This is a genomic window from Campylobacter sp. RM9331 (genome assembly GCF_020137685.1).
In the GTDB taxonomy this organism is placed as follows: Bacteria; Campylobacterota; Campylobacteria; order Campylobacterales; family Campylobacteraceae; genus Campylobacter_E.
On record NZ_JACGBA010000021.1, the window covers coordinates 25,109 to 37,223 of the forward strand.

Sequence of the window (12,115 nt, forward strand, 5' to 3'; positions counted from 1 at the left end):
TTCTCCTTTTAAAAACCAATCGCAAAAATTGAACCTATAACATTTGAATTAGTGGCATATTTATTCCAATAAGTCTTATGAATTTCAACTTGCGTATTTGTATAATTTGTAATATGTAATATAGAGCCATAACCACCACCAATACTACTACCTGAATCTGTTTTATCTTTTGAATTTGCAATAACGCTTAAAACTTTATTTGGAAAAGCTATAGGAAATTTTATTACTTCAGTTGATACTTTTGTATTGTTCGCATTTATCCATTGCAAAATTAGTCCGTTAGGTAATTTTGTATAACCATTGTCTGCAAAAGATTTTTGGCTTAAGTGCATATTTATAGCATTTTTAATAGCTGTAAAATCAGTAATATTAAGCTTAGCATTAAGCTTGTTATCTACTACTTGCTTATCATACACACTAGCTAGTAGCTTACTTTGAGCATCTAACATTGCTCTTTGATTGGTGATTAATTCACTTAAACTTCTTTGTATTTCTTCCATTGTTTATTCCTTTATTTGAATTATGAAATTCATTGACATATTGATTGGGCGATTTTCATTAGCGGTTGGAACAACACGACTAGCATTAAAGTCAACATAGGAATTACCATTACCTACTCTACTACCACATTGCGCCAAATCATCACCTTTGCCATTAGTTTTAACAAATGCTCCGACACCTTTTGTGAATATTGGATAAGAAGCAAATATTGAAGCTGTTATATTCCTAATCGCATCACCTTGTGATACGCCTAATGCTGCAGCATTACCGCCAACGCAACGAACAAAACGACCACGCAAATCAGGTATCTTAAACTTAAGTTTGTCAGCACTTTCTCCATAAATTGTGCCGATAGCACTAAATAATTGTGGGTAAGCTGTTTTTAATAATTCACGACCATCGCACAACATATAGTTACTAGGAATTGTCGCACCTGCATACATAAATATCATACCTACTTTACCCCCCCCCCAGCTCAATTTTGGTTAATAAGTTTTGGCATTGGGTCATTAACTTACTCATTTGTGTGTTTTGAAGTGCGAGTTGATTTAGTATATTGGTATGATTTGTGCTAATTGTTGTATTTTGTGTATTTTGCGATTTATCAACTTCAGCTTTTGTGTAGGTTGTAGTTTTATCAGCTTTAGTATTATTTAAAGCATTATACTTGTCTGTGTCTTTTTTATCAATCTCAGCTTTTGTATAAGTTTCTAATTTAGTATAGTAATTATTCAAAGCTGCTTTATCAGCTTTAGTATTTTCAAGAGTTTTTATTTTCTCATCTTGCAAGTTTTGAGAAGCTGTAAAATCGCTTATATTGACTTTATCTAATCCTAGTTTTGCTATTAACTCATCTTGTGCTTTTTGAGAAGTATTAAAATGTGCTAAAGTTGGATAGACTATCGTTTCATCTATTTTTATACTTAATTCACTTGCGTGTTTAAGCTCCATTGCTAACTTATAATGAAACAATGAAGCGTTTGTATCTGTTGCTTTACTTAGCACTGGTGTTCTTTTTATTTTAGTAAAGCATAAAAGCTCTCTATTTTTTGCAATAAAGCCCACACAATTTATGAAAAAATCTTGTGCTGTATCATTTCTTAGCACTGCTTCAAGGATTATTTTTGAGTTATCAAATTCATCTATTCTTACGCTTGTTGGAAGATTTTCATATTTGATATTTGTTAAAGACGCTGTGTTTTCATCTAGTGTATCTAAATTACAATCAGCATAAACAACCTTTGATATAAATAAATCAAGCTTATTTATAATTGCGTGTGTTATTAGCTTTTTACCTGCATTCGTAATTATTGTCATAGTTCTTTAAACTCCTTAATTTGCATTACTGCCTGAATTATTAAAGGCTTTTCGTGTATTGTGATAAGTTCTATGTTTTCACATACGCTTCTTACGTTTTTATATTTATTTATGCATTCGCTAAGCTTTAGTATGTTTTCGCTAGTTGTGTTTTCGCTAATCTCAACCACTGCTTTAAAAGTATAAGGTTTATCTAAATTAACAACTTTACAATCAGCAAAAACCCCACGAAGCATAGTTTTAAAATAGCTCGCAGTCCCTTCGCTTTGATTTAGCAGAAGTGGAGTTTTTAGTTCTTGATGATGTCCCCATTGTGATGATAAAACTTTTGTATTTTTTACATTTGGCTTATAAAAATGCTCGGTATTTATAGAATATGCATTATCAAGCACTTCTAAAATAGAGTTTTTGTAATCTTCTAAAGATTTTGAATAAATACTTAAATCCATTTTTCAATCCTTAATGAATTTAGCTTTAAAATACTATTTTTATCTATCGTTTGAAGTGGCGTTGTGATACTTATATCACTTATATTCTCATCATTGCATAAGCTTATGATTTTACTCTCGCTTACGCTCTCGCCAATGTCAAGCTTTTTATAAAAATCTTTTATGATATAATCAATCTTTGCTAAGTTCTCGGCAAATAAAAAATCATCTTTTACTTTGATTTTTATTACTAAATCTTGCGTGATTTCTTTACATTTAATAAGATTAATTTTATCTGTTAATGGCACTTTATTTTCAAGGGCCTTTAAGATTTGTGGCTCTATATTTTCAGCTTGAGTGTAGTAGCAAATGAAGACCTGTCCTGGCTTTGTGTTATCATCATATACTTTAGCTTTTAATACAGCTTTAGTTGATAAGACATAAAATAAATAGCTTTCAGCACTTCCTGCCGTGCTAAATCTATGAAGTGCTAGTTTAAAGCGTTCTTTTAGCTCTTCATCGCTCTCACGATAACTATCGTTTTGCCATTCTGTTATTTGCTCTATTTTTTCAATGTAGATATTTTGAGTTTCAAGCATTGATATTTTCATATCTAAAAACTCGTTATTTTCTATCTCACATAGCTCTATAATCTCATCTTTTACATATACATCATTTAGCAAATACGCATAATGACCTTTGCCATCGCTTAATTTGGTATTCTTAGGTATAAATGTAGGGCTATTTGCTGTGATTTTTATTTTGCATGTTGCATTATTTGCGTGTTTTCTAGTTAGTCCTACAAGTGCTACAAGCTCATCTAAAAATGTATCGCGTGAATATACTAAATAGTTTTGCATAGCTATATTTGTGATATATTCATGCTTTGTCTTAAACCACTCCAAAAAGCAATCAGTTAAAATCATAATATCATCATTTATTAGCGGCTTATAATCGCTTTGATTTGCTTTGTTTTTGTAATTTTCTATGATTTCATTACGAGCTTTATCTATATCAAATGGAGCGAAAAATACATCATTATAATTCATAAATGACACGCTCCTTGCTCTCAATTACTTCGTAATCAATAAGCACATTTGTTCCGTTTAGGGCTAATTTTTTAATGATAATGCGTGGCTCAAGTAGTTTTATTTGCTCTGCTAAAGTCTTTAAATATGCGTGAGTGTTAGCATGTGTTAGCTCTTTATCAACCAAGCTATCACAACCCAAAAATGGGCGTAATGCGTGACTAAACTTACGCTTTTTTATAATTCTAGTTAAATTATCATCTATGCTTATCTTATACATAGATGAAGTTTAAAAAAGCTTTGGTTGTTATTTGTATTACAAATAAAAAGAATGTTATATCAAGATAGCATTTGTTCTACAATATAACCAACTAAACAAATAGCTAAATAAATCAATAAATATTTTTTCCATTTGCTTTTCTTTTTTGCTTTGATGTCTGATGATTGATTTTGTTTCATTTCGTATTCTTTAATGACTTTTTCTACATTCTTGCTATCAAAATCAGATGAAATTGAAATGCCTTTACTATCTTTTGAAAATTTCATAGATTTTCTTATCTCTTCTTTTAGCATTTTTTGTAATTCTTCAGGATACTCGTTAAGTGGACTATCTATTTCTCTTATTTCGCTATCAAAAAACGCATCAGGTATTTTAAAATCTTTATAATATTCAGCATATTTATCTATGTTATCGCTATCTAAATGACTTAAATCTATTTCATCTAATACGCTATATTTTCTCTCGTTTTTTGGCGTAGTTTTGCTATATTCATACCAAGCTTTACAAAAAAACCGCTTCAGTAGCTATTTCATCAGGTAAGTATTTAAATAAGTGCGGACTTTTGCAAAGCTCATCATATATTATTTGTAAATGGTTTTTGAATGCTTCTTCAGGCACTTCATAAAATCCACCAAAGTATCTACAAGTAATCAATGCTCTAAACATTTCTTCGCTTGATTTTATCTCATCTGATAAATCTTTTATAGCCTCTCTATCTTTTGTCAAAAGCTCCACTAAAACATCATAGTCTTTTAATTGTTTATCGCTTAGTTTATAAGTATTGTTAGATAGCAAATCTTTTACTAATAGTTGTTTATCAAGCTTTCTAGTGCTGACTTTTTCTTTTTTTAATCCGCCAATTAATTCATCAGGTGCTTGATCTATAAAATCTAAATAGCTTTCACATACTATATCATAATTATCCATAGAGTGATTTTGCACTCTTTTTACATATTCTTCCCAAGCAAAAATCCACATCTGCTTATCATTCTTAAACTCTTTTGGCATTGAACTTAAAGCCCAAGTGGTTTTAGAAAGTGCGTATTTCCACAAATCCTTATTTAAATATACGCTATCATTAAACAAAGCAAGAGTTCTAAAGCTGTTTATATCCACACAATACATAGCAAGTTCTAAGCTGTTTTTTATATTATCATTTGCATATTTTATTAAAGAATATCTTTTAGGCAATATCTTTTTAAATAATTCTAGGTTATTTTGCATATTTTCTGATATATATTGTAAGTTTTTAGCGTCTAAATCAAGCAACCATTCGCAAAACTCCAAATCGTTTAATATTTGTTCTCCTAGATGTTCTGCGTGATGAAAGTTCTCTAAAAACATCAAAAAGCTTTTATCGTTTTTAATATTATTAGAGGCGTGTTTTATGTAATTTAAATCAATTTTAATTAACTCTTTCATAAAATCATCATCTTGCTTTAGCTTATCGCCTATAAAATCAGCTTTTTTAGTATTTTGTGCTATATATAAAACAAACTCTTTATTATTTTTCAACTCTTCAGCAGCATAGCTTAATGCTTTTGTAATGCCTAGCATTTTTACATAATTTATCATAATCTTAGCATCTTGTCTGATAACAGGACCTATGTGTTTTAGCACATTGATTTTGTTTTCGGATAGCTTTAGTATAAAATCATAATCATTTTGCAATCTTTCGCTAAGTTTGTTAAAATGGGAGCTACTAAGCTGTAAGATAGAAAAGGCAAAATCACTATCATCTAACAAGCTTTCATCTACATATTTTACTAGCTTTGTATTTTGTGTGAGTGCGTAATAGCAAATATTTTTATCTTTATATAATTCTTTATCAAGTATTTTAAAAATATTTATATCTTCTTTTAATTTTGCTAAAACATCATCTTTATTCATAAGCCATCCTTTTTTTATTAAAAGGATAGCTAAAATACTTTAAACTAGCATAATTTTTTAAAATCGTAATTATAAATACCAACGACCATTCCTAAGACACTAAAATTACGGTCTGGTAAAACTTCTTTATCTTTATAATCTTCTTTGTTATCACTGCGTAAAAATAGTTTATCATCTATCTCAACTACTCTTTTTACATAGTATTTATCTTCATAAAACAAAACATAAATGGCACCATATACAGGAATATTACTTAGCCTTTTAACGACTAACGAACTTCCTTCGTTTATTGTAGGCTTCATACTATCTCCTATCATGGGAAACAGTGCTAATTCATTAAGCTCTTTTACTTTTCTTATTTCCAAATGAGCCATAATCTCATCTTTTAAAAAAGGTATATCAACTTTGTCAGTTTCAAATACTTCTATCCCAGTTCCAGCTGAAACAGTTAAATCTTTATAAAAAGGGATATAAATAATCTTAGAGCTTTCCAAATCTAATTCTTGTGCCTCATTTAATATACTATCTAATACTTCTCTCTCGCTATCATTTAACATTGTCCTGTCTTTAAAAAATGTACTAACATCTACATTATTCTCTTTAGCAATTATAAAAAGCATTTCTCTTTTTGGTGCCATATTTTTATCTTCGTTTACCCAACACTTAATACTAGGTTCTTTTGCTCCTTTAATACCCAAACTAAGAAAATGCCTAGACCACCAAGCATAACCATTTCTGCATAGATATGTTCTTAACACATCAATATCTAATATTTTTTTGATTATTTTACTTTCTTCTTTTACTTGTTGTGTATTCATAGCTAGTCCTTAATTTATAAATATCTTTTTTAGTATAGTGAAATAAATAAAAAAAATCAATAGTTTAAAAATAATATACTAAAAAATATATTTTAAGATATTATTAAGATATTTTTAACTATACTTTTAAGTATATTATTAAAAAAGGAGATTTATATGAATTGTTTAGAAATCAAAACTTTAACTTATGATTATGCAATTTCAGGACATAGAAAAGATTATTCGGCTTTAGTATATTATGTAGATAATCGTAACATAATAAGAGATAGAAGATTTAAGTTTGCAGTTGATAGATTAAAAAATACTAAAAAAGATATTTAATGAAAGGTATTTAAAAAATGCGTGATTTTTATTTAACAGACATAGCAAGATTTAATCTTACTAACTTTTGTAGTGGCTTTAGGGATAAAAGCCGTGATGATTGTAGATTTTATCGCAATAAAGAAGGGGTTGAGTTTTCTAGCTCAACTCACCGAGTAGTTGATGGAGTGATAAAGTCTAAAAAATATGGAATTGATTGTGGAGATTTAAATGAGTGATATTGTAAAAGCACTAAGTATAGTGCAGCAAGAAATCAAAGTAAAAAAAGATGCTAAAAATCATTTTGCAAAATATGAATATAGAACACTAGAAACTATTTTAGAAAACTATAAAAAAACCTGCAAAGATTTAGGAGCAATTGTAATCTTTACAGAGCGTGTTATATGTGAAATACAAGGAGTTATTTTATTAGAAGCAACAGCACATTTTAGAATTGCAGATAAAGAAATCACCACAAACGCTATCACTGAAATTGATTACAACCATAAAGGAATGAGTAAAGAGCAAATTTGGGGAACAGCTTCAACATATGCTAAAAAAAGAGCAGTTTCATCTTTATTATGTCTTGATGATAGTGCAGATGACCCTGATAGTTTAGCTGGAATGATTGTTTCAGGCTCTTTAGTTGATGAGATAAAAAAACTAGCAAGTGAGCAAAATATAGAAATAACTCAGATTTTAAAGTGCGAAAAACTTAAAAGTTTAGAAAATGCAAAACCTGAGCAATTACACAAAATATTAGACAATTTAAGGAGTTAATATGAAAATAATTAATTTAGAGCAAAATACACAAGAATGGTTAGACTATCGCAAAGATAAGTTTAGTGCGAGTATTACACCTGTGCTTTTTGGTGTGGGTTATCACAAAGCCTATCAAGAAGCATATTATAGATATGGTGGTGGAAAGCGTCCTGACATCGCTTGGATACCTGCAGTTGAGCTTGGCGTAGAATATGAGCCAAAAGTTAGAGATTTTATAAATGTTAGTTTGAAGCGTAATTTTAAGCCTTTGGTGTGCGAAGACGAACAAGACGGACGCTTTATTGCGAGTTTAGATGGATATGATAACGGCGAGATATTAGAAATTAAGGTGAGTGAATTAGGGCTAATCGCTTATAGAAACTCAAACGAAGTGCCATTAAGATATATGTATCAAATACAGCATCAAATGATGGTAAGCGTAGCTAAAAAAGCACTTTTAGCTATCGCATATCCAAAATACGATGGCACACTTGATATTGAACTTATAAACATAGAGCCTGATTTAGCAATGCAAGATGAGATTAAAAGCAAATGGCTAGAGTTTGAAAGCACTTATAGATACAAAAATATTGATTATCAAGCACTAATAAAAACAGATGAATTATGCGAAGTGCAAAAGCAATTAAAAGCATTAGGGGAGCGTGAAAAAGAGCTTAAAAGCTACTTTTATCAGTTTGATGATAGCACGATTTACGAAACACCTACAGCAAAGCTAACTTATAGCATAAGCACGAGAGAAACAATTGATTATAAAGCGATAGTTGAGCGTAACGGATATGAGATTTTAGAAAGTGATAAAAAGACTAGCGAAACAAGAACAATAAGAATTAAGGAGATAGCGTGAATAAGACAATCATCATAGGAAGATTAACAAAAGATATAGAGCTAAAAACTTCAAGCAGCACAGGCACAGCGATAGTAAATAACACTATCGCAACAAGTCGTATTAGAAATAATCAAAACGGCGAGAGAATAGAAGAAACATTGTTTTTAGACATAGTAGCATTTAATCGCACAGCTGAAGTAATGAACCAATACTTACATAAAGGCTCAAAACTAGCAGTTGAAGGATATTTACAACAGCAAACATGGGTAGATAATCAAACAGGGCAGAATAGAAGTAAAATCGTATTGATTATAGAAAATATGGAAATGCTAGACAATAAGCAAGATAATCAAAATAACAATCAAGGTGGTTATCAAAATAACTATCAGCAACCAAGACAAAATAATTATCAAAACAATAATTATCAGCAACAACCAAGACAAAATCAAGCTAATAATTATCAACAGCCACAGCAGAATTATCAAAACAATAATTACCAACAAGGTGGAGCTGATGAATTGCCTTGGTAATGTAAGAAATATAATTATCTTTTGCTTAGAAATAAGCATTAGAGAGCTTTTTATAAAGCGTTTTGGTTTAGCAAGATATAACGAAAACTTAGGCACTAGCTACACAGCTAGCAGCCTAAACAAACTAAGAGATAAAGAATTAAAGATTTTAAGGAGTTTAAGATGAGAGAAATAGTAAAACTAATTAATAAAAAAGATTTAGAAGAAATAATAGAATTAGAGCTTAAATTATATAGTTTTTATCAAAAAAACTATGCAAATGTAATACACATACTAGACACTGCTTTGTCGTTCATTTTTTTAGGAAACAAAGAAATAAAAGAAGCATTAGGCACTAATTATATACAGAATTTTTCTTTTTGGGTTAGTCACACTTGTCTAACGCTTTCAACATATTTTCGCAGTGATAATAGAACTATTAATATTGAAAAGGACATCCAGCTAGAAAAAAATTTTACTTCAAAAGATATAGCAAAACATATAGAGCAAATCATTGATGAATATAACAAAGAGCAAGATTATATTACTTTTGTTTGGGGAGATGAAGAATGAAACTACATCCATTGCTAAATCCAAAAAGCCCCCACTACGGAAGTGGTAAGGACGCAACCATTTATAAAATGTATGATAAGTATAAGCAAAAAGATTTATTAGCTTGGTGCAGAATTAATGCTGCAAAATACAAAGCAAGAAAAGGCAAAAAGCAAGGCGAAAGCGAACAAGACAATCAAGAAAAATACGAGAGCTTTTATTACACAGCTTTGCTTATTGATTGTGCCGTGTCACTAAATAATATATTAGCTTGCAGTATTTTGCGTGGAGAAGAGTCAGAAGAGTCGCTTATCGAAGAGCTAAAAAATTTGCGAAACCAAGATTTTCATTCAGTAGATGATAGATGTATGCTTGAAATTTTAGAGTATATGGCAAGGGGTTAAAATGAAAAAAACATACACATTAAAAGAAGTGGCAAAAATTACAGGACAGCACTACAAAACAGTATATAAACATTTACAATTAGGATTATTAAATGCAAAGTCACTCACATTTGGCGGCACTTGGAGAGTTAGCGAAGAAAATTTACAAGACTACTTAAACAAGATAGCGTAAGAAAGGGACATACAATGATAACGCAACAATTATTTTTTACAGTATCAGAAACGGCTAAAATTGTTAATTTAGATAATGATACGATTTTAAAACTACTAAACCAAAACGAGTTAAATTATATTAGATTTAACTTCGGCTTAAGATATATTCCACTAAATGAGGTAAAAGCACTTAAGCATATTTACAGCAAACAAAAACGCTACACAACACAAAAACAAAGAATACAAGCATTAAATGAATACTATAAGGAGTTTAAAATGAATTTATGTAATTTAAAGGAGTTACCGGAGTTATTAACAACTAGGGATTTATGCAGACTTTTCGGCGTATCAATGGCAACAATTTATAAAAAAACTAGCAATGGAGAATTACCTACTTATAAATTCATAGGTAATAAATGCTACTTTAAGCGCGATGAGGTAATGGCACTAATTCAAGCTAGAAAGGTGCAAAAGTGAAAAAGTAGGATAATTTACTTATTAACCACAATATATTATAATTTTTGCATACTTCACGAGATGAAGACAGGTCGGCAACGGCTACCCGGACTTAGTATCCGGGGTAATTTAAAATAATTCGTTTTTTGCAACTTCTTTAATGTTTAAAAAATCATCATTATTTATTTTTATATTAGAATTATTTATAACTCTTTTATTATCATAAATTCTAATTTGAGATATTAAAGCAGATTGTAAAACTCCATTTTTATCAGTAAATACGAACCTTAATTTATCATTTATGTAAGTTTTTGAGCTTAAAGGCACACCTAAAAATGCCTTTTTGCCACTAATAAATAAAGTTTTTATAACTAACACAGGACGCACAAAGTCACAACCTTTACCATAAATCTCACAACCTATATTTTTACCAACACTAACCCAATAAACCTTGCCTACCTTAACAATTTTTGTTTTTTCTTTATTATTAATCGCCTTTTTTACTTCATTCCACTCATCGTAATTCATAGAAAATCCTTAATAAACTTCTCTAAATAATCGCCCCACCATTGCATTAACTCACGCTTAGCTTCTAGCTTATGGCTTCTATCATACACGCCACGAACTCCTCCTACCGTATGAGCTAGGCAAAGCTCTATAATCTCGCTTGAATAATTATTATCGTTAGCTATCGTGCTAAACATTGCACGAAATCCGTGGGGCGTGAATTCATCGTTTGTAATGCCATTTTTACGCAAAAATGAACGCATAGTATTATCGCTTATACCTTGATTTTGCTGTTTCTCACTATAAAATACATAATCACTATTTTTCATAGTCTTCATAATTTCTAGCACTCTTTTTGCTTGGGTGCTAAGTGGTAGATAAAACGGCTTTTTGCGTTTCATTTGTTCGGCAGGTATTTCTAAAATATCATCGTTTATATATTCCCATTTAAGCAGTCTCACATTGCCAGGTCTTAATGCCGTAAGTGCATTAAAAATTAATGCGTATTTTGTAATAGGTCTTGCTTTTTGAATTAGTGTGAATAGATATTCTAAATCATCGCCTTTAGTTATTGTAGGATAATTTTCTACTGGCTTATAGCGAACTATCATATCAAGCTTTATAGGAAATAATATGTGATTGTCAGTATAATCAAGCATGCAAGCGTAAGAATATATGCGTTTTAATAGATTTAAAAGCTTTTTAGCAGTTGAACTTTTATCTTTTAGTATTCCAAAGCGTTTTATAATATCGGCTTTGCTAACTTCTTTTATGTCTTTGTCACTCAATTCTTTATCAAGTATAAATCTATCTAATAGTGAATAATATGTGTGTAATTGCTTATCGCTAATTTGCTTTTCTTGAGTTTGCATATAATCATAACATACTTGTTTGAAAGGTATTTTATTTTTATCATTAATAATTTTTTCTTGTGTGCTATCAATTTGCATTATTGCATTTCTTATTCTAAAACTTGAGCTAAACTCGCCTAGTGTCTTTTTAACTCTTTTTTTATTAATGAATGTAATTAAAACAAAAGATTTTTTACCTTTAGGTGTTATACAAATATATAAATTATCAACGACCTTTTTCATATAAACTTTATCATTTGGTTTTAATTTTATGATTTCACTATCAGTTAGCATAATAAGCTCCTTTTTTTATTGTTTTAGTCCCTAATAGTTCAATTTAAGTCCTTAAAAATGATTAAGGACTAAATTAAGGACTAAAATTATTAGAAAAGAAGTTAAACAAAGTCTAAAAAATATCCAAAACTATCCAAAAATAACTAAAAACATATAAGCTAAAATGCTTATTTTATAAGTATTTTATTAATTTTTTAGTAAAGAATAGAAAAGAATGG

The 12,115-nt window shown here is 29.7% G+C and carries 21 protein-coding genes; 10 read left to right on the forward strand and 11 right to left on the reverse strand.

The features are described from left to right. Positions 1-8: 8 nt before the first annotated feature. The 9 genes from AVBRAN9331_RS08245 to AVBRAN9331_RS08285 all read right to left on the reverse strand — a co-directional run bounded on the left by AVBRAN9331_RS08245 (position 9) and on the right by AVBRAN9331_RS08285 (position 6,262). Complete coding sequence (locus AVBRAN9331_RS08245; RefSeq protein WP_336608938.1) at positions 9-500, reverse strand: gp53-like domain-containing protein; 492 nt, start codon at positions 498-500, stop codon at positions 9-11. 3 nt (positions 501-503) lie between these two features. After that, positions 504-980 (reverse strand): phage tail protein, encoded by a 477-nt coding sequence (locus AVBRAN9331_RS08250; protein ID WP_336612783.1) that lies wholly within the window; start codon positions 978-980, stop codon positions 504-506. Further along, positions 961-1,818: a phage tail-collar fiber domain-containing protein gene (locus AVBRAN9331_RS08255; RefSeq protein ID WP_336612784.1), complete on the reverse strand. Its 858-nt coding sequence runs from the start codon at positions 1,816-1,818 to the stop codon at positions 961-963. The genes AVBRAN9331_RS08250 and AVBRAN9331_RS08255 overlap by 20 nt, the downstream gene beginning before the upstream one ends. Next, positions 1,815-2,267, reverse strand: a complete 453-nt coding sequence (locus tag AVBRAN9331_RS08260; protein ID WP_336612785.1) for a hypothetical protein — start codon at positions 2,265-2,267, stop codon at positions 1,815-1,817. The genes AVBRAN9331_RS08255 and AVBRAN9331_RS08260 overlap by 4 nt, the downstream gene beginning before the upstream one ends. Beyond that, positions 2,258-3,295 carry a baseplate J/gp47 family protein gene (locus AVBRAN9331_RS08265; RefSeq protein WP_336608966.1) on the reverse strand — a complete coding sequence of 346 codons (1,038 nt, stop codon included), beginning with the start codon at positions 3,293-3,295 and terminating at the stop codon, positions 2,258-2,260. The genes AVBRAN9331_RS08260 and AVBRAN9331_RS08265 overlap by 10 nt, the downstream gene beginning before the upstream one ends. Then, complete coding sequence (locus tag AVBRAN9331_RS08270; protein WP_336608967.1) at positions 3,285-3,554, reverse strand: hypothetical protein; 270 nt, start codon at positions 3,552-3,554, stop codon at positions 3,285-3,287. Before AVBRAN9331_RS08270 ends, AVBRAN9331_RS08265 begins: the two co-directional genes overlap by 11 nt. Positions 3,555-3,613: 59 nt before the next feature. Further along, complete coding sequence (locus tag AVBRAN9331_RS08275) at positions 3,614-3,847, reverse strand: hypothetical protein (RefSeq protein ID WP_336612786.1); 234 nt, start codon at positions 3,845-3,847, stop codon at positions 3,614-3,616. Positions 3,848-4,055: 208 nt separating this feature from the next. Next, positions 4,056-5,444, reverse strand: coding sequence for a DUF4116 domain-containing protein (locus AVBRAN9331_RS08280; protein ID WP_336612787.1), 1,389 nt, complete (start codon positions 5,442-5,444; stop codon positions 4,056-4,058). Between the two features lie 44 nt (positions 5,445-5,488). Beyond that, a complete protein-coding gene (locus AVBRAN9331_RS08285; RefSeq protein ID WP_336612788.1) occupies positions 5,489-6,262 on the reverse strand; it encodes a S24 family peptidase in 774 nt (257 codons plus the stop codon). Between the two features lie 156 nt (positions 6,263-6,418). Between AVBRAN9331_RS08285 and AVBRAN9331_RS08290 the strand changes: the two genes are divergently transcribed. Genes AVBRAN9331_RS08290 through AVBRAN9331_RS08335 form a run of 10 tightly spaced genes read left to right on the forward strand, consistent with a single transcriptional unit; the run spans position 6,419 to position 10,266 of the window. Continuing rightward, a complete protein-coding gene (locus tag AVBRAN9331_RS08290; protein ID WP_214118647.1) occupies positions 6,419-6,583 on the forward strand; it encodes a hypothetical protein in 165 nt (54 codons plus the stop codon). A 17-nt stretch (positions 6,584-6,600) separates the two neighbouring features. Further along, on the forward strand, positions 6,601-6,801 hold the full coding sequence (locus tag AVBRAN9331_RS08295; protein ID WP_336612789.1) for a hypothetical protein: 201 nt from the start codon (positions 6,601-6,603) through the stop codon (positions 6,799-6,801). Next, the gene (locus AVBRAN9331_RS08300) at positions 6,794-7,342 is read left to right on the forward strand and encodes an ERF family protein (RefSeq protein ID WP_336612790.1); all 549 of its coding nucleotides are present in this window, start codon (positions 6,794-6,796) and stop codon (positions 7,340-7,342) included. Before AVBRAN9331_RS08295 ends, AVBRAN9331_RS08300 begins: the two co-directional genes overlap by 8 nt. A 1-nt stretch (position 7,343) precedes the next feature. Then, positions 7,344-8,189 carry a lambda-exonuclease family protein gene (locus tag AVBRAN9331_RS08305; RefSeq protein WP_336612791.1) on the forward strand — a complete coding sequence of 282 codons (846 nt, stop codon included), beginning with the start codon at positions 7,344-7,346 and terminating at the stop codon, positions 8,187-8,189. Then, positions 8,186-8,701, forward strand: a complete 516-nt coding sequence (locus tag AVBRAN9331_RS08310) for a single-stranded DNA-binding protein (RefSeq protein ID WP_336608970.1) — start codon at positions 8,186-8,188, stop codon at positions 8,699-8,701. Before AVBRAN9331_RS08305 ends, AVBRAN9331_RS08310 begins: the two co-directional genes overlap by 4 nt. Beyond that, entirely contained in the window at positions 8,685-8,867 is a 183-nt protein-coding gene (locus AVBRAN9331_RS08315; RefSeq protein WP_214118655.1) for a hypothetical protein, read from the forward strand. Before AVBRAN9331_RS08310 ends, AVBRAN9331_RS08315 begins: the two co-directional genes overlap by 17 nt. Continuing rightward, entirely contained in the window at positions 8,864-9,253 is a 390-nt protein-coding gene (locus AVBRAN9331_RS08320; RefSeq protein ID WP_336612792.1) for a hypothetical protein, read from the forward strand. The genes AVBRAN9331_RS08315 and AVBRAN9331_RS08320 overlap by 4 nt, the downstream gene beginning before the upstream one ends. Next, complete coding sequence (locus AVBRAN9331_RS08325) at positions 9,250-9,636, forward strand: DUF3310 domain-containing protein (RefSeq protein ID WP_336612793.1); 387 nt, start codon at positions 9,250-9,252, stop codon at positions 9,634-9,636. The genes AVBRAN9331_RS08320 and AVBRAN9331_RS08325 overlap by 4 nt, the downstream gene beginning before the upstream one ends. A gap of 1 nt (position 9,637) precedes the next feature. Beyond that, positions 9,638-9,808 (forward strand): helix-turn-helix domain-containing protein, encoded by a 171-nt coding sequence (locus tag AVBRAN9331_RS08330; protein ID WP_336612794.1) that lies wholly within the window; start codon positions 9,638-9,640, stop codon positions 9,806-9,808. A gap of 14 nt (positions 9,809-9,822) precedes the next feature. Continuing rightward, on the forward strand, positions 9,823-10,266 hold the full coding sequence (locus tag AVBRAN9331_RS08335) for a helix-turn-helix transcriptional regulator (protein ID WP_336612795.1): 444 nt from the start codon (positions 9,823-9,825) through the stop codon (positions 10,264-10,266). A 108-nt stretch (positions 10,267-10,374) separates the two neighbouring features. Here AVBRAN9331_RS08335 and AVBRAN9331_RS08340 read toward each other — a convergent pair whose 3' ends face one another. Then, positions 10,375-10,773, reverse strand: a complete 399-nt coding sequence (locus AVBRAN9331_RS08340; protein ID WP_336612796.1) for a type II toxin-antitoxin system PemK/MazF family toxin — start codon at positions 10,771-10,773, stop codon at positions 10,375-10,377. After that, positions 10,770-11,897 (reverse strand): tyrosine-type recombinase/integrase, encoded by a 1,128-nt coding sequence (locus tag AVBRAN9331_RS08345; protein WP_336612797.1) that lies wholly within the window; start codon positions 11,895-11,897, stop codon positions 10,770-10,772. Before AVBRAN9331_RS08345 ends, AVBRAN9331_RS08340 begins: the two co-directional genes overlap by 4 nt. Positions 11,898-12,115 lie beyond the last annotated feature (218 nt).